Origin of the sequence: Tumebacillus algifaecis (assembly GCF_002243515.1) — a bacterium.
Lineage (GTDB): Bacteria > Bacillota > Bacilli > Tumebacillales > Tumebacillaceae > Tumebacillus_A > Tumebacillus_A algifaecis.
This window is the reverse complement of the sequence record NZ_CP022657.1, coordinates 1,449,094-1,473,052: the sequence shown is the minus strand read 5'-3', so window position 1 is coordinate 1,473,052 and position 23,959 is coordinate 1,449,094. Positions and strand designations below refer to the sequence as shown.

Annotated in this window: 4 protein-coding genes; all 4 read right to left on the bottom strand. The window is 56.4% G+C overall.

Annotation, left to right across the window (positions count from 1 at the left end; all coding sequences use genetic code 11):
* Positions 1–3: 3 nt before the first annotated feature.
* The 4 genes from CIG75_RS06630 to CIG75_RS06615 are packed head-to-tail and all read right to left on the bottom strand — an operon-like array spanning position 4 to position 23,958.
* Complete coding sequence (locus tag CIG75_RS06630) at positions 4–13,320, bottom strand: non-ribosomal peptide synthetase (protein ID WP_094235928.1); 13,317 nt, start codon at positions 13,318–13,320, stop codon at positions 4–6.
* Positions 13,317–18,050, bottom strand: coding sequence for a non-ribosomal peptide synthetase (locus CIG75_RS06625; RefSeq protein WP_094235927.1), 4,734 nt, complete (start codon positions 18,048–18,050; stop codon positions 13,317–13,319). The genes CIG75_RS06630 and CIG75_RS06625 overlap by 4 nt, the downstream gene beginning before the upstream one ends.
* 11 nt (positions 18,051–18,061) lie before the next feature.
* Positions 18,062–19,321, bottom strand: a complete 1,260-nt coding sequence (locus tag CIG75_RS06620; RefSeq protein ID WP_094235926.1) for an LLM class flavin-dependent oxidoreductase — start codon at positions 19,319–19,321, stop codon at positions 18,062–18,064.
* A 14-nt stretch (positions 19,322–19,335) separates the two neighbouring features.
* Positions 19,336–23,958: a type I polyketide synthase gene (locus CIG75_RS06615; RefSeq protein WP_094235925.1), complete on the bottom strand. Its 4,623-nt coding sequence runs from the start codon at positions 23,956–23,958 to the stop codon at positions 19,336–19,338.
* Position 23,959: the final 1 nt, after the last annotated feature.

Genomic DNA, 23,959 nt, shown 5'->3' with positions numbered 1-23,959 from the left:
ATGTCAACTTTTACGAACCGTTTGCTTCATCAGGGTGAGCAGACTTTCTGCCAATGTTGCCACGTGTGGTCGCTGCAACATCGTGAAATGATCTCCTGCCACTTTATGCACTTCCACCTGCTGTACCAACTCGCCCCAACCAAGTGTCGGTGCGAGCGGGTGTCCCGCACTTCGCTCGCTGAGGAAGAGCGTGGTCGGCACTTGGGCTACACCTTGCGGGGTGTAAGCATGGAGTGCTGTGAGATTCGATTTGAAAACGCTGTAAAGGCGAGTCAACTGTTCCAGTCCGAGTTCGGTCGCAACCGATTGGTGCAGGTTGCGAAGCGCGGTCTCCTCGTCGCAACGGGAGAGCTCGGCCAACTCCTCGGTGAGCAAGGTCACCCCGAACTGCCCGGCAAGGTCGGCTGCAAAGGACGACAGTGTCGTATCCTCCTGTTCGAGCAGGGTTGGAGCATAACTGTCGAGCAAGACCAACGATGCCACTTCACGCCCCGCTGACTGCAACTGACGCGCCATCTCGTATGCGACCGAGCCGCCGAACGACCAGCCGCCAAGATGAATCGGGCCTTCCGGTTGCATCGCGGTAAGCTCGGCCACATAGCAGGCTGCCATCGTCTCGATGTCTTCAAACGCCGCTTCGCCTCCGTCAAGCCCTCTGGCTTGGAAGGCGTAGAACGGCAGGTGATCGCCGCTTGCCTGAGCCAGCTCGAGGAACGACAGAGCGCTTCCCCCGACTGCGTGAACGCAGAAGAACGGATCACCTTCCCCTTTGCGCAGTTCGACCAGCGGCGAGTAGGATATCTGTTCCCCTTGGCGTAGGTGATTGGCGATGGCCTCGACAGTCGCGTGCTTGAACAGGTGTGCGAGTGGAAGTTCCTGTCCGAACGAGTGCATGATCTGCGCAGACAGACGTACTGCCAAGAGCGAGTGGCCGCCGAGAGAGAAGAAGTTGTCGTGCCTGCCGATGTTCTCCACACCGAGCAAGTCGGCAAAGATGCGGCTCACCTCAAATTCGGTCTTATCGCGCGGTGCGACAAGCTCTGCCTCACGCACCGCACTGCTCGCTTGCGGCTTTGGCAAAGCGCGGCGATCCACTTTATCGTTCTGAGTGAGCGGTAAAGCGTCCAACACAACCAGAACGGATGGCACCATAAAGTCTGGCAAGCGCGCGGACAAGTGCTCGCGAAGCTCCGCCTGAATCAGTGATCCCGCCTCTGTTGCCGCTACATAGCCGACCAGACGCTGATCTCCCGGCACGTCTTCGCGGACGAGCACCACAGCGTCTTGAACCGCCGGGTGTTTGCGCAAGAGTTGTTCGATCTCGCCAAGTTCGATGCGGAAGCCGCGCAGTTTCACTTGATCGTCAATCCGCCCGCAGAACTCCAGGTTTCCATCGGGTAGCCAGCGCACAAGATCGCCAGTTTTGTACATGCGCTCGCCGTTCACTTCGATAAATTTCTCCGCCGTAAGTTCCGGGCGATTCAGATAGCCGCGCGCCAATATCACACCGGCCACATGCAATTCGCCTGCTACGCCGATCGCCACCGGCTGCAGATGAGTGTCCAGCACGTACAGTTTGACATTGGGAAGCGGTGCTCCGAGCAACCCGGTGCGATCACCAGGCTGAGCTTTCATCGCGGTGACGGCGACGGTGGCTTCTGTCGGCCCATACTCGACATACAGCTCGCGTCCCTTGCCAAAGCGTGAGATCAATTCTTCAGATACGACTTCACCGCCCGTCATGATCAAGCGCAGATCGGGCAAGTTGTCTTCCGGTAACATCGCCAAAGCGGACGGTGGGATGCAGGCACCGGTGATCTTTTGCTCGCGGAGCAGGCAGTTCAACGCGGGTCCTGGCAACGTGTTGCGGACAAAGCAGACGGTCGCCCCTCTGGTCAGTGGGACCAGCATGTCGCAAGCGGATGCGTCAAAGGCGAACGACGTGAATTTCAGAACGCGGTCGCCCGGCTCCCATCGATTCCGCGCCCCTTGTGCTTCCACAAAATTGGCCAAGCTGCGGTGCATCACCATGACGCCTTTCGGACGACCTGTCGAGCCTGACGTGTAGATCACATAGGCCAGATGATCGGGTGTTACTGCGCTTTGCACCGGCTCCGCGCTCACTTCCGACCAGTCTGCATCGAGCAGCACCAACTCGGCTTTCGTCTTCGGCAAAGAGGATCGCAACTGCTCCACAGTCAAGATCCACGCGACCTGTGCGTCCTCCAGCATGTACGATAATCGCTCGCTCGGATAGGCGGGGTCAAGCGGCACATAGGCCCCACCCGCCTTGTGCACAGCGAGGACAGCGACCGCCATTTCCAGCGTGCGCTCTACCGCAATCGCTACCAACCGATCCGGCCCGACTCCTTTTTCTTGTAGCACGCGCGCGATGCGGTTGGCCTGCTCGTCCAGTTCACGATAGGTCAGCGTCCGTCCTTCAAACTCCGCTGCGATCACATCTGGCGTGCGCTCCGCCTGAGCTTCGATCAAGAGATGCAGACAGGCGTCTTTCGAATACGCTGTTGCCGTTTCATTCCATTGTTTCAGGAGACGCATCTCCGTTTCAGTCCACAGCGGCAGTTCTTGTACCGCCAGATCGGGCGTGCTCACAATTCCTTCGAGCAATACCCCAAAGCGTTCGACGATGCGCTGCACCGTGTCTTCAGCAAACAGGTCGGTGTTATACTGCACACTCCCGTGCAGTCCGTCCTCCGCTTCATACAGCGAGAGCGTAAGATCGAACATCGAGGTCGCTTTTTCCATCGGGAAATTGGTCAACGTAAGCCCAGGTAGCTCCAGATCGCCCCGTGGAGCATTCTGCAGCGCGAACATCACTTGGAATAGCGCGGCATAGCTCATATCGCGCTCCGGTTGCACTTCCCGCACGAGGCGTTCGAAAGGCAGATCCTGATGCGCATACGCCCCGAGCGTCGTCTCGCGCACTCGGCTCAACAGTGCGCGGAAGCTCGGCTCGCCCGACAGATCGGTGCGCAGCGCCAAGGTGTTGACGAAAAAGCCGATCAATCCTTCCGTCTCCTTGTGCGTCCGCCCGGCGATCGGCGAGCCGATCACGATGTCCTCTTGGCCCGACAAGCGACTGAGCAAGAGATTGAACGCCGCGAGCAAGGTCATGTACAGGGTCGCGCCTTCCTGCTGGCCCAGCTTTTTCAGTTTCGGCAAAATGCCAGAGGCAAGCGACACCTCGCAGATCGCCCCGTTATACGTCTGCACCGCAGGGCGCGGTTTATCGGTCGGCAAATCCAACACGAAAGGAGCATCACGCAATTGTTCCTTCCAGTAGTGTAACTGCTCTTCCAGCACCTCGCCTTGGAACCATTCGCGCTGCCAGTTCGCAAAGTCTGCATACTGCACTGGAAGCTCAGGGAGCGGCGAAGGTTTGTCACTTGCAAACGCCTCATAGAGCACAGACAATTCCTCGAGCAACACGCTCATCGACCAGCCGTCCGAAGCGATATGATGCATCGTCACGAGCAACACGTGCTCCTGCTCTGCCATTCGCAAAAGCACGGCACGCAGCATCGGCCCGTGGGTCAGATCGAACGGTTTGTCTCCTTCCTCAATCACCGTCAAGACGGCCTGCATCTCGCGCTCGATCAAGGACAGCTCGGAGAGATCCACCACCGTAATCGGCCATGTCGTATCCGCATTGATCTTCTGCCTCGCTTCGCCTGCCTGCGTGACAAACGAAGTGCGCAATACTTCATGTCGGAGCAAAATTTCATCAAACGTCCGTTGCAGCGCGGCTAGGTGAACTGGCCCTTTCATGCGCAGTGCAAACGGCATGTTATAGGTGGACGTCCTCTGATGGAACTGCTCGAAGAACCACAAACGCTCCTGCGCAAACGACAGCGGCAACGCTTCTTCGCGCGGCACAGGCGAAATGGACAACGATTTGGCTGTGCCAGTTTCGCGCAGCTTTTCCTCTACACGGACGCTCAACCCCTCGACCGTCGGTGACTCAAACAGCGCTCGCAGCGGCAACTCGACATGCAATGCAGAGCGCAGATGCGCCATGACCTGCGTCGCTAACAGCGAATGTCCACCCAGTTCGAAGAAGTTTTCTTTCACGCCCACAAGTGACAAGCCTAGGATCTTGCGCCACACATCGGCCACCGTATGTTCGAGCGGCGTGCGTGGCAAAACGAGCTCAGCCGTCTCCACCAGTTGACTGCGATCTGGCGCAGGCAACGCAGCCCGATCCACTTTGCGATTGACTGTCAGCGGCAAGGCCGCCAAAATCACGAACATCCCCGGCACCATAAACTCTGGCAACAACGCTTTCAGATAAGCGCGCAGTTCGCTGGAGGCAGGAGCATGCTGTTCCCCGACCGCCACATAGCCGACCAGTTGGTTTTCGCCCGACTGATCGGGCAAGGCCACGACGGCCGCGTCCTGTACGATCGGATGTTGGCGCAGCACCGCTTCAATCTCGCCAAGTTCGATGCGATACCCGCGTATTTTCACCTGCAGATCGATCCGCCCGACATACTCCAGCTTGCCATCAGGCTGCCAACGCACCGCGTCGCCCGTCTTGTACAGTCGTCCATACGGCGTCTCCACAAATTTCTCCGCCGTCAAATCGGCCCGGTTCAGATAGCCTCGGGCCACGCCAACACCACCGATGTGCAGTTCGCCTATCACGCCGATCGGCACTGGCTGCATCTGCGCATCCAAGACATGTAGCGTAGAATTTTGCAGCGGTGAGCCGATGGTCGGTGCTTTTTCACCGTCACAGTGTTCTGCGGTGACAAAGACGGTGGTTTCGGTCGGGCCGTACACGTTGTAGATGTTGCGCCCGTCCTGTCGCCATTTCTCGACCACTTCCAGCGGCAACACCGTACCACCGCAGATCACCGTGTTCAAGTCGGGCAGATCCCCGCTTGGCAACTGGGCCAGCATCGCCGGGGTCGTCGAGATGCGGTTGACGCGTTTTTGCCGCAACAACGATTGTAGATGCGGCCCTGGCATCAACTCCTCACGCGTGAACAGCACGATCGTCGAACCGGTTGCAAGCGGCGGATAGAGATCTTTGACTGACGAATCGAACGAGAACGACGGGAACATCGTACAACGCGTGCCTTCCTGCAAGTCAAAATCGCGGATGAACATCTCGGTAAAATTCACCACACTGCGATGTTCGATCAACACGCCCTTCGGCTTGCCTGTCGAGCCCGACGTGTAAATCACATAGGCCAGATCGTCCGACTGCACACCGCTTGCTGGATTGGCTGACGACTCGTCTGCAAATGACTGCGTATCGAGACAGATCACTTCTGCCCCGCCGTGCGGCAAGTCGGACGCCAAGTGCGATTGGGTCAGCAGCACGGCCACCTTGCCGTCTTCCAACTGATAGGCGATCCGCTCGGTCGGATACGCCGGGTCGATCGGCAAATACGCGCCGCCCGCTTTTAAAACGCCGAGCAGACCGATGATCATCTCCGGCCCACGCTCCACCGCGATGGCGACCCGTTGCTCACTGCCTACACCAAGCTTTTGCAGGTAATGCGCCAGACGGTTGGCTTGCTCGTTCAGTGCTTGATAGGTCAGAGAGACGTCGCCAAACTCGATAGCCACTCGTTGCGGCGATTTCTCCACTTGCCGCTCAAACAGGTGGTGCACACAGAGATCCTCCGAAAAAGGAGCCGTCGTATCGTTCCATTTCTCCAGCAATTGGCGTTCTGCTCCGGTAAGAATCGGTAAACTGGCCATGGCCAGATCGGGCGAGTGCAAGATGCCTTCGAGCAACATCTCAAAGCGTTCCACCATTCGTTGCACCGTCTCCTCGGTAAACAGGTCGGTGTTGTATCTCACACTCCCTTGCAGACCGTGTTCCCCTTCATGCAAAGAGAATGACATGTCGAACAAGGAGGACGATTTTTCCACCGGATAATCGGACAAGGTCAACCCAGGCAGTTCGAAATCGCCCATCGGTGCATTTTGCAGGGCGAACATCACTTGAAACACTGGTGCATGACTTAAATCGCGTTCCTGCTGCACTTCTCGCACGAGTCGTTCAAACGGCACATCCTGATGCGCATAAGCACCGAGCGTCGTCTCCCGCACTCTGGTCAGCAGTTCGCGGAAACTCGGATTGCCCGCCAAGTCGGTGCGCAAAGCCAACGTATTGACGAAGAAGCCGATCAGACCTTCCGTCTCCTGCTTCGTTCGTCCAGCAATCGGTGATCCGACCAGGATGTCCTCCTGTCCAGACAATCGGGAGAGCAACAGGTTAAACGCCGCCAAAAGCGCCATGAACAAGGTGACACCTTCCTGCTGACACAGTTCCCGCAATCTCGGGAACAGTGCGGAGCCAAGCGTGAACTCTCGGATCGCCCCATTGTAGGTCTGCACCGCCGGGCGCGGCTTATCGGTTGGCAATTGCAGTACAAAAGATGCGCCGTTCAGTTGTTGCTTCCAATAGCTAAGCTGCGCCTCCAGCGCGCCACCTTGGAATTTTTCACGTTGCCAGCGCGCAAAGTCGGCATACTGAACCGGAAGCGGCGGTAAGGGGGACGGTTTCCCAGCAGCAAATGCTGCATACAGCACAGATAGTTCCTCGATCAAGATCCCCATCGACCAACCGTCCGAGGCGATGTGATGCAAAGTCATCAACAGCACATGCTCCGCTTCGGCCAACTGCAGGAGCACAGCGCGCAACATCGGTCCTGTGGTCAAATCGAACGGTTTGTCGCCTTCTTCAATCGCCGTCAAGACGGTCTGCATCTCCCGCTCGATCAAATCCAGTCCGGTGAGGTCAATCGTCGCAAACGGCGTACGGACCTCCTCGATAATCACCTGTCCCGCTTCCCCATCATGCGTTACGAATACTGTGCGCAAGACTTCATGACGGCGCAAAATTTCATCGAACGCCCGTTGCAGCGCTTCGACATGCAAACGCCCCTGCATGCGCAAGGCAAACGGCATGTTGTACGTAGCCGTTCCCTCGTGATATTGCTCAAAGAACCACACACGCTCTTGAGCAAATGACAACGGCAACGCACCATCTTTTGACATCGCCACAAGCGGCGCAGCCTGCACCGCCCCGCCATCGCGAAGCTTTTGCTCGACACGAGCGGCCAATCCCTCGACGGTCGGTGACTCGAACAAAGCACGCAAAGGCAACTCCACGTAAAGAGCCGATGTCAAATGGGACATGACTTGCGTCGCGAGCAGCGAGTGCCCACCCAGTTCAAAAAAGTTATCCTGTACGCCCACCTGTGGTACGCGCAACACGGTTCTCCAAACGTGCGCTACCGTTTCTTCCAGCGGTGTGCGCGGCAAGATGACATCTTGATCGTCCGTCAGTTGGCTGCGATCCGGAGCGGGAAGCGCGGCGCGGTCCACTTTGCGGTTGATCGTCAGTGGCAGTGCATCCATCATCACGTACAGCCCTGGCACCATAAACTCAGGTAAAGCGGCTTTCAAATGGGCACGCAACTCTGCCGGAGCAGGAGATTCAGCCGTCCCGACCGCCGCATACGCGACAAGTTGCCGATCCCCCGTTTCGTCCTGCACGGCCAGAACAGCAGCATCTTGCACGGCTGGATGTTGGCGCAACACCGCTTCGATCTCACCAAGCTCGATGCGGAATCCACGAATCTTCACCTGCAAGTCGATGCGACCGTAATACTCCAGTTTGCCACTCGCCAGCCAGCGCACCGCATCACCCGTTCTGTACAGGCGACCATATGCAGTTTCCACGAACTTTTCTGCCGTCAGCTCGGAGCGATTCAAATACCCGCGCGCGACACCGGCCCCGCCGATATACAGCTCACCTGGCACACCGATCGGCACGGGCTGCATCTTGGCGTCCAGTACGTACAAACGCACATTTGACAGCGGCCCGCCGATCGGTGGTACGCTCTCACCGTCATATTCCTCGCCTGTTGATATAACTGTCGTTTCGGTTGGGCCATATACGTTATAGACCTTCCTGCCCGGTTGCTTCCACCGCTGCACCACTTCCTTCGACACAGCCTCACCGCCGATGAGCACCGTGTGCAGATCGGGTAAATCCTCGCTTGGCAGCTGCATCATCATCGAAGGCGTTGCAAACATGCGATTGACGCGTTTTTCCCGCATCAGCTTTTGCAACTGCGGACCTGGCAGCAACTCTTCCCGTTTCACCAACACCACGGTCGCTCCCGCAGCGAGCGTTGGAAAAATATCCATCACGGACGCATCGAAAGAGAGCGAGGAAAACTGGAACGATCGCGACCCTGTCTGCACATCGAACGTGCGGATGTACATTTCGGTGAAATTGACCAAGCTACGATGTTCGATCAACACGCCTTTTGGTTTTCCGGTGGAGCCGGACGTATAGATGATATAAGCCAAATGATGCGCCGACACAGCGCTTTCTGGATTGCCAGCTGGCTCATCCAGAAACGTTTCCGCATCGAGGCAGATCAGCTCTACCCCTTCCGTCGGCAGGCCAGCGGCCAAGTGCGACTGTGTCAGCAAAACGGACACCTTGCCATCTTCAAGTTGATAGGCGATCCGCTCGGCCGGATATTCCGGTTCGATCGGCACATACGCGCCACCCGCTTTCAATACGCCGAGCAGACCGACGATCATCTCCGGCCCACGTTCTACCGCGAGGGCGACCAATTGATCAGGCCCCACACCAAGCTTTTGCAGACGATGGGCAAGGCGGTTGGCGCGCTCGTTCAGTTCGCGGTAGGTCAGACTCACTTCGCCAAACTCCACGGCGATCAGATCGGGCGTCCGTTCCACTTGCCGCTCAAAGAGATGATGCCCACACGCCTGCTCATCAAATGGCACCGAGTTGCCTGATCGCTCTTCCAGTAGCAAACGTCGCTCTTCGTCCGTCACCATCGGCACCACATATACCGAACACTCCGGATCGTCAGCCAAGCCTGCCAATAGCAGGCGGAAATTCTCGATCAGGCGATCGATCGTCTCGCCTTCGAACAGGTCGGTATTATACTCGACAAAGCCGCGCAAGCTGCCATGTTCTTCTTGCACCGAAACGGTGAGGTCAAACTTTGACGTGCCCCACTCGACCGGAAAATCATGCAGCGTAAGCCCAGTCAAATTGAAATCATCCATCGGTGCATTCTGTAGTACGAACATCACTTGAAACAACGGCGCATGACTCATATCGCGCTCAGGACGCACTTCCTGTACCAACCGCTCAAACGGCAGGTCCTGATGTGCGTATGCGCCCAGCGTCACTTCGCGAACTCGGGCCAGCAACTCTCGGAAATTCGGATCGCGCGACAGATCGGTGCGCAAGGCGAGCGTATTGACGAAAAAGCCGATCAAATCATGCGTCTCCGGACGGGTGCGGCCCGCGATCGGCGTTCCGACCACGACGTCCTCCTGACCTGAGTAACGCGCCATCAGCACGTTAAACGCCGCCAGCAAGGCCATAAACAGCGTCGCGCCTTCCTGTTGACTCAGCACCTTCAACCGCTCGGTCAGCTCAGCAGAAAGCACGATCTCTCGGTTGGCCCCCCGATAGGTCTGCACCGCAGGGCGCGGCTTGTCGGTCGGCAAGGGCAGGACAGATGGCGCGCCGTTTAGAATTTTCTTCCAATAGGCGATCTGCTCTTCCAGCCATTCCCCTTGGAACCATTCACGCTGCCAGTGCGCAAAATCAGCATATTGAATCGGCAGAGGAGCGAGCGATGACGGGGTCCCTTGTGCAAACGCAGCATAGAGTTTCGAAAGTTCATCGATCAAAATTCCCATCGACCAGCCATCCGAAATGATGTGATGCATCGTCAGCAGGAGCACATGATCTTCTTCTGCGATCCGCAAAAGCGTAGCTCGCACCAAAGCGCCATCTGTCAACTCGAACGGGGTCTCGACTTCTTTCGCCGCCTCCTGCGCCGCTTGCGACTCCGCCTCATCTGTTTGCATCTGCGAGAGGTCAAGCAAGGTAAACGGCATCTCCAGTTTGGCTGCAATCACTTGTTCCGGCTGTCCGTCCACCGCCGTAAACGACGTGCGCAGCACTTCATGGCGCGACATGATTTCATTGAAACTTTGTTTCAATGCCTCAACGTTCAAACGTCCTGTCATCCGCAACGCGATCGGCACATTATAGGCGGCCGAATTGGAGTTGAACTGCTCCAAGAACCACAGGCGCTCCTGCGCAAACGACAAAGGCAGGCGTTCGCTGCGGTCGATCGGCAGAATAGCGCTCACTTCGGATGGGACGTTCTGCTTGTCCTCGATCAACCGCGCCAACGCTTCGATCGTCGGTGATTCGAACAGCGCTCGCAGTGGAAGTTCCACCTCGCACACAGCCGCAATCTGTCCCATCACTTGTGTCGCCAACAAAGAGTGTCCACCGAGCGCAAAGAAATTGTCGGTCACGCCCACGTCATCCAGGCGCAACACTTTTTGCCAAATCTCGACCAGACTGCGCTCAGTCTCCGTTCGCGCCAACACCGTTTCTTCCGCCCCGGCCGCATGTTCACGGGTCGGCGCAGGCAAGGCTCGGCGATCGATCTTGCCATTCGCATTGAGCGGCAGGGCATCCAACGCCACAAAATAGGACGGGAGCATAAACTCCGGCAGATTTCCTTGCAAAAAGAGGCGCAGTTGCTGTGCGGACGGGACCTGGCTTCCTGCCACATACGCGATGATCTGCTGTTCTCGCACCAGCACAGCGGCGTCTTTGACCTTTGGATGCTTGAGCAGAGCAGCCTCGATCTCACCAAGCTCGATGCGGAATCCGCGAATCTTCACCAACTGGTCGATTCGTCCGATATAATCCAAATTTCCATCGGGCAGCCAGCGCACTTTGTCACCCGTCTTGTACAAGCGCCCATAGGAAGTGTCCACAAACTTCTCCGCCGTCAATTCGGGACGATTCAGATAGCCGCGACCGACCCCGATTCCCCCCGCATACAGTTCGCCAGGCATCCCGACGGGCAGGGGATTTTGTTGCTCGTCGAGCACGAAAACTTTCATGTTCGCCAGCGGTCGTCCGATCGACGGCAGATGGTCGCCTGCAGGTGTCGTCGGCACCTCGAAAAATGTGGTGTAGATGGTCGCTTCGGTCGGGCCGTACCCGTTGATCACCGTAAACGGCAAATCGACTGAAGGATATGTGCGCATCGCCTCGCCGCCAGTCAGTTGGATCCGAAACTTCGTATCCTTCGGCCATGGCAGCGCCATCAACGATTCGGTCAGTGCGGTCGTCGCATAAGCTACGTTCACTTCATGCTCCAAAATCCAAGCATGCAGCTTTTGCGGAGAATAGCGCACTTCCGCATCGGGTTGAATGATCGTACATCCAGCGCACAAGGCTGGGAGCAGCTCTAACAGCGTCCCGTCGAAGCCTAGCCCAGAAATGTGCGTGGTGCGATCTGCTGAAGTCAGTCTCGTCAACCGGGCACACCAATGCATGTAATTTAGAATGCCTGCCTGTTCCAACTCCACTCCTTTTGGTGTTCCGGTCGAACCTGAGGTGTAGAGCACACAGGCGAGATGGCCCCGCTCCGATACAGATTTCAAATTTTCTGTGCTTTCCTTGGCCAAAAGATCCGCGTCAGCATCGAGTTGCCAAACAGGTCCGCCCGACCAATCGACCAGTTCGTGCAGGCTTGCTTGCGTCAACAACAGCATGGTGTCAGCATCATCGAGCATAAAACGTACTCGTTCGCCCGGCGTTTTCGGGTCGATCATCAGGAAAGCGGCCCCGCACTTCCATACCGCGAGATAAGCGGCGACCAGCTCCGGTGAACGCTCCATCAAAACGCCAACCGTACGTTCCGGTCCTACACCATGGGCGAGTAAAAAGTGGGCAAGGCGGTTGGCATATGCATTCAGTTCACCATACGTCCATGTTTTTTCCGGCGAGATGATCGCTAGAGCCTCGGCACAGTGCTCAGCATGTTCTTCTACATATTGATGCAAAAAACGGTCACGAGGAAAATCGATCTCTGTCGCGTTCCAAGAAACTACCACTTCTTCTCGCTCTGCGTCGGTCAAGAGCGGAATGTCAAACAGTTTTACTTCCGGACGCTCGGCAACGGTGTTCAACATCACCGACAGATGGTCGAGGATGCGCTGCACTGTCGCTTGATCGTAACGAGTCGTATCATACTGCATGCGCAGGATGAATTCCCGAGTCGGGATGCCCGTCAGTGTCAGCGGAAAGGAGTTTGGGTGATCTGTCGGATCGTCTGTGATCTTCAAGGAGCGTTTGATCTCTGTCTGTCCCTCTTCGTCCAAAAAGTTTTCAAAGACGAACAGTGTTTCAAACAAACGTGTACCACGCGGTACATCGCTCCACTCCTGCACGCTGATCAGCGGACTGTGATCATACTGACGTGCTTCCAACTGTTCAGTTTGCAAGTCTTTCAGCCACGTGCCAAGCCAAGCGTCAGGATCGATGCTCACCCGCACCGGCAATGAGTTGATCAACATCCCAGCAATCATGTCCACACCGGGCAGATCGCCAGGACGTCCCGAAACAGTATAGCCAAAGACGACATCGCTCTCACCTGATGCCCGGCTCAAGTAAAGTGCCCAGATTCCTTGCAACAGGGTGTTGAGCGTCACCTGAAACGTTCGGGCGGCATGTTGCAGTTTTTCATGAACAGCGGGCAACAGATTGAGATCGAGGCTCGCCGTCCGCGCTTCCCCTTCGAACAATTGGCGTTTGCCAAAGTCGAGCGGCAGCGGAGTCGGCTCCACAAACCCTTGTAATGCCGTGCGCCAGTACGCTTCGGCCTGCCCCATATCCTGCCGCTGAAGCCAAGCCAAATACTTGCGAAACGGCTGACTTGGGGGCAGGCTCAACTCCTGCCCGTCTTGGTACGCTTCGTAGAGTTGCCACAGCTCCTGCAACACCAGTTGCAGCGACCAGCCATCGAGCAGTATGTGATGAAAAGTCCAGCTCAAACTGTGAATCTGCTCAGACAGTTGCATCAAGGTGATTCGCATGACAGGGGCTTCGGTGAAAATGAATGGTTGGAGACGGTCTTGCTCCTGAATGGAGATCACTTTCTGCCGCTTCTCTTCCTGCGAAAGCCCGCGCCAATCCAAGTATTGAAAGGGAAGTTCCACTTCTTTGCCTACCACTTGCAGTGGTTTATCTAAATTTTCCCAATAAAAAGCGGTTCGCAGAATCGGATGGCGTTCGATCACTTTTTGAAAGGCGCGGATAAACGTTCTTTGATCAAATGAGCCCTCCAGTGTAAAGTTGATCTGTACTGCGTACACCCCCGAATCGGGGGCATACAACGAATGGAATAACATGCCGTGCTGCAGGGGGGTCAGCTCGTACAGAGACTCGATGTTTTCGCGTTTCATTCCTTGCCCCCCACTTTGCCGAACGAGCTTAAAAACTTGTCGAGGTCTTGCTGGTTGACATTCGCCTCTGGGAAATCGGACGGAGTGAAACCTCCAGCGTTCGGGTCGAGGCAGTGCTCGATCAAAGCTTGCAATTCGGCAAGAAAGTTCTGAGCGATGAGCTCGATCGTCTCGCGCTTGTGGAGGTTCTTGGAAAACTCCCAGACCACTTCGAGCTCACCGCTTAGCACAGTCGCTGACACTTGCAAGCTGTGAGAGCGGCTGCCGCTTTGAGCGCGCGGGGAACCGATCGATTCGCTGGCAAATCCGAACCATGCATCACCAGATACCTGTTGATCAAACTGGCCCAAATAGTTGAAAGAGATGTCCGCTTGCGGCAATGACTTCAGGCGCTCCGCCACCGAACCCACCTGGCAAAGATGACGCAGAATGCCGTAACCGACCCCTTTGTTCGGGATCGCGCGCAGCTGTTCTTTGACCGCTTTTATCTGCTCACCTAAGCGTTTGTCGAATCCTATGTCGAGCAGCACCGGATAGATTGAGGTGAAGAAACCGACCGTGCGGGAGTGATCGATCTCCTCCATCAGGTCTTCGCGGCCGTGACCCTCAATGTTGACAAGCAGTGTACGCTGTTGTGTCCAGTTGGCAATCGATTTGGCAAGCGCGGTGAGCAAAACGTCATTGATCTGCGTGTTGTACGCTTTCGGCACATCATACAGCAATTGCTGTGTCTCCGTTTTCGGGAGCGAGACGCTGACGATGTCAACAGATGATTCGATGTTCTCACCGTTCTGATCCACAGGCAGTGCATTCACCTGATGCCATCTTGCTTCGAGCCAATAATCTGCTTCGCTCAAAACCGTCGCAGTTTGCGCATACTCGTTCAAACGGTTAGCCCAATAGCGGTACGAGGTAGTCTTCGGCGGCAATTTTACTTTTTGTCCGTTTTGCAATTGCATGTATGCAGTGCGCAAATCTTCGATCAAAATTCGCCATGAGACACCGTCGATCACCAAGTGGTGCATCGCGAATAATAGGCGTCCCGTTTTTTCCGGTCCCAGATTGAAATAGGCAAATTGTACAAGCGGACCGTCAGTTAAGTTCAGACCGCTTTGCAGTTCGAGCGCCGCTTCTTCCAATGCCGCTTCCTGCAGATCGCTTGGCACATGGCTTAAATCGATTACTACGAACGGCACGTCATCACTCAGATCGGCATTGAATTGTGACCAGCCATTTTGGCCTTTGACAAATCGCATGCGCAGAGCATCATGATGTTTCATCAGCTCCCCAAATGCTGCTTGTAATAGATCGAGATCGACGCGCTGGCGCACCTCAAGTAAGAACGGCATATTCCAGTAATGTTGCTCAAGCAGGTTTTGCTCAAAGAACCACTCTTGACTCGGGGTCAGCGCTGCCTCGCCAGTTACGAGACCTTGCTCGCTCTTGACAATTGCCGCCTTGCCAGCAACGATGGCAAGTTCAGCAATGGTCTGGTATTTGAACATGTCCTTTGGCGTCAGGCGCAGACCCTCTTGGGCAGCGCGAGTGATGATTTGAATCGAAAGGATCGAGTCTCCGCCAAGATCAAAGAAATTGTCGTGAGTCCCGACATGCTCCAAACGTAGAACTTCGGCATAAATCTTCGCCAACACTTCTTCCACATCATTGGTCGGCATCACCGCATCTTCCAAAACCATCGCTTGCGGTGCTGGAAGCTTTTTGCGATCGACCTTGCCATTGGCGGTGAGCGGAATCGTTTCCACGCTGACGAACAACGCCGGCACCATATATTCAGGCAGACGCTCTTTCAAATAATGTCGAAGTTCTTGTGAAGAGACTGCACCGCTCGCATACGGAATCACATACCCGATGAGCCGCTTGTGACCCCGCTCATCTTCATGGTCGATGACTACCGCAGATCGCACACTCGGATGTTCTACAACCGCCGCTTCAATCTCACCAAGTTCAATACGGAACCCGCGAATTTTTACCTGCTGGTCAATACGACCAAGGTATTCCAGATCACCATTGCTCAAGTAACGACCCAAATCACCGGAGCGATAAAGACGTTCGGAAACACCGTTGATCTCTTTTTGGATAAAGCGATCCTCCGTTAGTTCTTGGCGATTCAAATATCCACGCGCAAGACCTGCACCGCCAACGCAGATTTCTCCGGGAACGCCGATCGGTACCGGCTGTCCGTAATTGTCAAACAGATATACTTGCAAGTCGCGGATCGGACGGCCGATCACAGATGCTTTAGAGGCCAAGTCATCACCAGAGAGCGGACGATAGGTGACATGAACGGTCGTTTCTGTGATGCCATACATGTTGATCAGTTGCGGTTTCGAATCACCATGTCGGTCGAACCATGGGCCAAGCGATCGAATTTCCAATGCTTCTCCACCGAAAATCACATAACGCAATGCGAGCTGTGGCGACAGTCCAACGCGCTCTTCAGCCAGCATCAATTGTCGGAAAGCGGACGGCGTTTGGTTAAGCACGGTCACTCCTTCGCGGACGAGCAGGTCATAGAAGGCGTCCGGTTCACGGGTGACGTGGTACGGCACGATCACCAACTTACCGCCGGAAAGCAGCGGCCCCCACAGTTCCCAGACCGAGAAGTCGAACGCGTAAGAATGGAACAGCGTCCAGACGTCCCGTTCGTGAAAATGGAACCAATGCTCTGTCTCGCTGAATAAGCGCACCACATTGCCGTGCGGAACGAGAACTCCTTTTGGTGTCCCTGTCGAGCCAGAGGTGTAAATGACATACGCAAGCGTATCTCTCGTTGCTCTGCTTTCCAAATTGTCTGCGCTTTCTTCAGCGATCCCAGCAGCGTCGTGGTCAAGGGTGACCACTTGCGCACGATGAGCAGGCAGGTTCGTCAGTAGATTCGATTGTGTGACTAACACAGACACAGCCGAGTCTTCCAACATAAATGCAAGACGGTCTTGCGGGTAGGTCGGATCGAGCGGAACGTAGGAACCTCCTGCTTTCAAAATCCCGAGCACTGCAACGACCATATCGGTCGAACGCTCGACGCAAAGGCCGACCAACGACTCCGGGCCGACGCCTAACTTTTGCAGGCGATGTGCCAATCGGTTCGCGCGAGCATTCAGTTCTGCGTAAGTCAGGATTGTATTTTCTTCCGTGACCGCGACCGCATGTGGGCGTTTCGCAGCTTGCTCTTCAAACAATTGATGCAGAGTTGGCTGTGTCGAGAGTTCTTGTTTCACGTTCCATTCTTTAAACAGCTTAGTATGTTCCACATCGGTCAACATCGCCAATTCGGAAATGCTCTTGTCTGGGTTGTCCACGATGGCGTAAAGCAGATTCATGTAATGCTCAGCCATGCGCACAATCGTTTCATGCTCGAACAGATCGGCACGATATTCGAACAAGCTCAGGCCGTCGTCATTTTCCACGATGGCGAGGGAGAGGTCGTATTTGGCCGTCTGGTTATCGATCCATTCGCCGTCAACTTCAATGCCAGGCAAAGTAAACTTTTCTTCTGGAACGTCAACATACACGAACACCGCTTGATAGATCGGGTTGCGTGAAGCGTCGCGCTCCGGCTTGATGTCATCAAGTATCAGGCCAAACGGTGTGTTTTTGTAATCATACGCGCCAAATGAAGTATTTTTCACGCGGCGAAGTACTTCGCGAAACGGCAAATCACCTGCCAGATCGGTGCGCAGCGGGATTGTGGTCAGGAAGTATCCAAAGATGTTTTCCATCTCCACTTTGTCACGATTGGCAAGCGGGGTACCAATGATGATGTCTGGCTGTCCAGTATAGCGGTAGAGCAGGACTTTATAGGCTGCCATCGTGATCATGTTTGCGGTCGCGTTTTCTTGGCGGGCCAACGCTTTCAGGTCTTGAAACAGGCTCTGCGGAATCTCAAAGTGGTGTCGCGCCCCTTTGTAATCCTGATCGGCTAAACGCGGATAATCGGTCGGCAGATTCAGGATGAGCGAAGAGTCTTCCAGATGTTTGCGCCAGTAGGAAAGCTGTTTTTCCATCTCAGCGCCCTGTAAAGTGTTGCGCTGATATTCCGCAAAGTCGGCATAATGCAATTGAAGTGGAGCATACTGCGGTTCTTCACCGTTTAAGTACGCGGTGTAATTGACTTTCAATTCGTGGAAAAACATCGAAAACGTTACGCGGTCCATCACCAGATGGTGAATCGAGAAGATGAAGACGGTGTCTTCATCACTCATCCGAACGAGCATCACGCGTAAAAGAGGTCCGTTTTCCAGATCGAACAACCGATTCGATTCGCGGAATTTCTCTGTCTCCAGCGCCTCTTCACGCTCCGATTCCTGCAAATGACGCAAGTCGATCAGCTCCGCTTTGATCTCCACGTTCGGCTGGACAATCTGTACGACACTACCGTCCGCTTGCATCCGGAAAATCGTGCGCCATGCCTCATGTCGAGCCACGATCCCATTCACTGCACGCTCCAGCAAGTCGATATGCAAGACTCCTTTGAAGCGCAATGCTGTATAAACGTTGTACGTCGATTTGTCCGGCTCCATCTGCTGAAAGAACCATAGGCGCTCCTGGTCATAGGACAACGGGCTCGGATTGTTGTGGCCGCGCGGTGCGATCGTGTCTTCCTCTTTTTGCTCTTGCGGGATTTCGATGCCCATTTTTTTCAGTTGGGCTTCAAATACTTTGCGCTGTTCTGGCGACAACGATTTGATGCGTTCCTGTAAATCCTTCATGGCCGAACCTCCTATACCGTTTGTTTGACACGATACCGTTCTTGCAATTCATTCAGATGGGTGAGACCTTCCAACACCGTATCCGGTGCCAGACCAAAGTCTACGAGGCAGGCGACTTCGGTCACGCCGATGGCGATCAGGTTGTTGATCAGCGTTTCGCATTTGTCTACCGTGCCGAGCAAGGTGCTTTCCTCGAAGTATCGTTCATAAGCAAACGAGACCAGTGCATCTTTATCCGCTTCCGTAGCGAGGTCGAAGTCGCTTTTAAAATTGTCCTGTTGGCGCAGGAAGGTGCGCAGGTAGCTGGTCAAGGGCTGTCTCGCCTGCTCTTTGACCGTGTTGTTATCGGTGCCCAGGAAAGTGTGCAGCATGACGGCCACCTTCCCTTTTTCCGGATCATGCCCCGCTTTGGCGCGAGCGTCACGGTACAGCTTGATCTTTTGCTCCAATTCGTGCAGTGGTTGGTTGACCAGTCCGGTCAGGATGTGACCGCCCATCTCGCCCGCCTTGATCAGCGTTTCAGGCGCGCCCTGGGAGGCGAACCAGAACTCGAGTTGTGGCTGGATCGGTCGTGGTAGCATGCGGGTTGACACCGCTTCTCCATCGATGCCGGTCATGGTGACCGTCTCGCCTTGCCACAGACGCTGGATGATTCCAAGCGAGTCGATCATCTCCTGTCGGCGATTGGTGTAGTAATCCATGTTCGGCTTCGGAGAGAGGATGAAATCGTTCGGATGCCAGCCGGACGCGGCACAGATCGCGATGCGTCCTCCGGAGAGGTTATCGACGACCGACCATTCTTCAGCTACGCGAATCGGGTGATGGAGCGGAATCGCGACCGAGCCAGCGCGAAGTTCGATCTTTTCGGTGACCATCGCAAGCGCAGCCGATAGAACGGCCGGATTCGGGTACAGGCCACCGAAATCTTGAAAATGGCGCTCCGGCGTCCAGACCGCCGCATAGCCGTGTTCGTCGCCGTGCTTGGCACAGTCGATGAGCAACTGGTACTTGTCGCGGGACGCGGTGCTGCCATCGCCTGAGAAGAAGTAGAGGGAAAAGTCCATCCCTTTGTTCGGGTCGCGCTCTTTCTTTTCCAGACCAGCGCCTTTGAAAGTTGGCGACCCGCTGTCCGCTTTCGGCATCGTGACGGCGATTTCGCCGCTTTCCTCTTTTTGGACGAGGTTGTCGAGACCTTGCTTTTTCAACTGCTTTTCCAGCAGGGCGCGCTGTTCCGGTGACAGTGCGGCCAGTCGTTTGTTCAGATCGTTCATCGGGACTTCACTCCTCACTTCGTCTCTTCTTCCAGCATTTTGGCGAGCAGGTCATCGTCAGACATGCCTTCGATCTGCTTCAGGAGTTCCTCAAGCGCATCCAATTTTTCCTGACCGAGTTGGTTGCTTTCCACCATCTGGGCGAGCGCTTCAATGGTAGGTGATTCAAAGATCGTATTGATCGGGAAATCCATGCCAAACTGTTTGCGCATCCGTGTGACCAGTTGGATCGCGACCAGCGAATTGCCGCCTAAGTCAAAGAAGTCAGCTTGGATCGATGGGCGGTTGATCCCGAACAGTTCGGCCCAGAATCCGGCGATCGTCTCTTCCAGTTCATTGCGCGGAGCGACATAGTTGGAATTGGACTGCGCGCCTGCCAAAGCGGCTTGGCGGGACTCTTCCAGCGCTTCGAGGAAGCCCGCAGCGGTGAAGCTTTGCGACGCTTGCAGCACGTCGTGGAAATCCTGGGTGGAGACGACCGTCTGCGGCAGGCCGAAGCTGAGAATGCGGGTCAAAGCTTCCCATCCTTCCGCTTCCGTGATGCCAAACGCAAGGCGTGCCTCACGCAACTGCTGGTGCAGTTCAGCGACACCTGTGAGCTGCTGTTCTTGCCAGTCATCCCATTTCCAGATGCCCCAATTGACCGTGTGCGTGTGAGCTCTGGCGGCGGCAAAAGCGTCCAAAAACATGCCCGCAGCACAGTTGTCAGACTGGCCGAAGCCACCGGTAGCGGCGACGGTGGAGTTGTAGAGCAGGAAGAAGTCCAGCTTCGCATCGGCGAGGGCCCGCTCCAGCACCAGAGCACCTTTTACTTTCGGGTCGAGGACGGCGGCGGTCATCTCTTGGGTTTTCAGCTGCAACATCCCCGTGCCGCGCGGGTCTTCCGCATGGATCACGCCGGTGATCTCGCCGAACTGCTCCGTCGCTCGCTGCACAATCGATTGGATCTGTGCAAGGTCGGTGATATTGGCGGTGAAGTACAGCCTGTCTGCCGTTTTCGTTTGCGAGCCGGCCTCGGTTGCCGACTGCGGCTGTACGGTGATCTCAATCGAGTTCGACGTTGGCGATTGCACGGAAACGGCTGCCGCGTCGGAGGACTGCACGTGCACGGTGACAGCGTGCGGGTCGGTTGCTTCCGCGTCGTGCGTGATGAGCACCAGCTTCGCATTTTGGTGTTGTTCGAAATACGCTGCTGCCGCCTGGCCGTTTGGCGTATTGGCACCGGTGATCAGGACCACCGCGTTCGCGTGGACAGATGCGCTACGCTGCGGCAAGCGAACTGCTTCATACGTCTGCACGAAGCGCAGGCTACGGCGATAGGCCACCACCGTGTCCACGCTTTCTGCAGAGAGCTCGGCGATCAGCAGGGCAGCATCGGTCACGCTGTCGATGTCGATCGCGCGGGCGGAGACGCCGGTCAGCTCTTGCGGGATGACTTTGCACAGGCCGAGCGCGGTGGCACGGGCCGGAGCGGTGACGATGTCGTTCAGGACGTCTTGGAGGTTGTTGGTGATCACGCCGATCTCCACACCGTCTGCCAGGGTCTGCTCGCCGAGCGCCTGCGCCAGGCCGAGCAGCGAGTAGAAGCCTTTGCCCTGCGTCTCCTCGTAATCGTCCGCCGCGTCGGTCACGCCGAACAGATGAACGATCTTCTGCGGCAGACGCTCAGCAGTCGCCAAGTCATCCAACAGCAGGCTGTAATCTTCGCGCTCCGCCGGACGCACGGTGTAGGCGTCTGCCTCCGTTTTGGCAAAAGACGCCCCGGCTGCGACCGTCACCACGTGGTGTCCGGCTGTAGTCAGGCGCTTGGCCAGCTCTGCGCCAGCACCCGTCTCGTCGAGGAACAAAAGCCAATGTTTTGCATCTGTCGCATCGTCTGCGATCAGGAGCGACTTTTTCCACGTTGGCACATAGAACCAGTCGGCGATGTCCGCTTTCTTGCGCTGGATTTTGGCGGTGGTGCCCGCCTTGCGCTCCAGCCAGTAGCGCTTGCGCTCGAACGGGTAGGTCGGCAACGCCACGCGGCGGCGCGTTTCTGCTTGGTAGAGCCGTGTCCAATCGAGCTTCAGCCCGGACAGCCAGATCCGGCCGAGCGAGGTCAGCAAGAAGGCCGCATCAGACACCTGCTCATCGCGGTGACGCATCGAGGAAAGTAGTACTTCCTGCGCCCCTTCCGCCGCCACCTGTTGGCGGGTCAGGCCGATCAGCGAGCGACCAGGGCCAACTTCGAGGAACAGACGGCCCGGCTCTTGAAGCAGTTCGTGCACATTGTCGGCAAAGCGCACCGTACCGCGCAGATGCTTGACCCAGTAGTTCGGGTCGGTCGCTTCTTCCGCCGTGATCCAACTGCCCGACACGTTGGAGAGGTAGGCCAGTTGCGGCGCGTGCAGTTCCACCCCTTGCACCGCTTCCGCAAACGCCGCGAGAATCGGGTCCATCATCTCCGAGTGGAACGCATGAGAGGTCACCAAACGTCTGCACTCCACTTCCTGCGCTTGCAGTTGCGCCTCCAGTTGTTCCACCGCTTCCGTGGTTCCAGCGACCACGCAGGCGCGCGGCCCGTTCACCGCCGCCAGAGACAATCCGGCGCCGAGCAACGGTAGCACCTCCGCTTCGGCCAGCGGTACAGCCAGCATCGTGCCCTCCGGCAAGGACTGCATCAGCTTGCCACGCACAGCTACCAGTTTCAGCGCGTCCTCCAGCGACATCACGCCTGCGAAGACGGCCGCCACATACTCGCCGATCGAGTGGCCGAGCATCGCGCTCGGTTGTACGCCCAGTTCAATCCAAAGCTTGGCCAGTGCATACTCGATGACGAACAGAGCGGGCTGGGTGATCGAGGTCTGACGCAATCGTTCTTGTGCCTCTTCCTGCTTGTCGACTGCCGGGTAGAGCACATCGCGCAAATCGAAGCCGAGGTGGGCCTTGAGCTGTTCGGAACAGAGGTCCACCTGTTCGCGAAACACAGGCTCCTCGCGGTACAAGTCCAGCCCCATGTTCACATTTTGTGCGCCTTGTCCTGGGAAGAGGAAGACGACCGAACGGTCTCGCGTTTCCGATTCTGCGGTGAAGACTCGCTTTCCGTCCAGCGCAGTCAGCGCCGCAACCGCATCCTCATGGCTTTGCACCGCCACGATCCGCCGATGGTCAAATGCCCGACGGCCCGTTTGTAGCGTATAGGCTACGTCTGCTAACTCGCCCTGTCGATTTTCGCGCAGGTGTGCTGCTACATTTTCCGTAGCGCTGGTCAACGCCGTACTCGTTTTGGCCGACAAGACGAGCAGTTGCCAGTTGCGCAGCGATTCGGAACCCACCTCAGCTACAGGCGCCTCTTCCAGCACCACATGGGCATTCGTACCCCCCATGCCAAAGGACGAGACGCCCGCCCGGCGCGGCTCACGGCCCGACGGCCACGCTTTCAGCTCGGTGTTGACATAGAACGGTGATGATTCTAAGCCGAGTTTCGGATTTGCTTTTTCAAAATGTAAGCTGGGAACAAACTGCGCATGTTTCAGCATCAAGGTGGCTTTGATCAGCCCTGCTACACCTGCCGCCGCGTCAAGATGTCCCATGTTCGTTTTCAACGAGCCCAAGGCGCAATAGCCGACGCGGTCGGTGCTTTCCCGATAGGCGTTGGTCAGCGCCGCCACTTCAATCGGATCGCCGAGCGGGGTTGCTGTGCCATGCGTCTCGATGTACGAGATCGTGTCCGCTTCCACCCCGGCCACGGCCAGCGCGTCGAGGATCACCTGCGCCTGCCCGTCCACGCTCGGTGCGGTAAAGCCGATTTTTTCCGCGCCGTCGTTGTTGACCGCCGAACCGCGAATCACCGCGTAGATCTGATCGCCATCCTCTAGCGCATCTTCCAGTCGTTTCAGCACCACCACGCCCACGCCGTCGCCGCCGATCGTGCCTTGTGCCTGTTCATCAAAGGCGCGGCAATGCCCGTCGGGAGAGAGGATGCTACCTTCCTGATAGAGATAGCCTTCCGCCTCCAACAGCTTGATCGCCACACCCCCTGCCAACGCCATGTCGCATTCGTGCATCAGCAGTTGCTGACAGGCTTGATGCACGGCGACAAGCGATGTGGAGCACGCCGTCTGCACGGTCAGCGCAGGCCCGGTCAGATTGAGCTTATACGCGACGCGCGTCGCCAGAAAATCATAGGAGGTCGCAAGCGTCGCCTGCAGCGCCCCGATCTGCTCAAACAGCGCCCGATTGGCGCTTAGGTGATAGGAGAAGCTGTTCGCCCCGACGCCGCCATACACCCCGATGCGACCCGGATACTGTTCCGCATCGTAGCCTGCCGTCTCCAGCGCTTCCCATGCCGTTTCGAGAAACAGGCGGTGGGAGGGGTCGGTGACTTCCGCTTCTTTGGCGGTGTAATCAAAAAAATGAGCGTCAAACAACTCGCGGTCTTGGAGCAGACCACCGCGTTTCACATACTGTGGGTCCTGCAACAGGTCGGCATCGACACCTGCCGCTTTCAGCTCTTCTTCGGTAAACTCGGAGATCGTTTCCATACCATTTTGCAGATTTGCCCAAAATTCAGCGATGTTCTTGCTACCCGGAAAACGGCCGGACATTCCGACGATGGCAATTCCTTCGAGCAGTTGGTTTTCCTTCTCGTGGCTCATC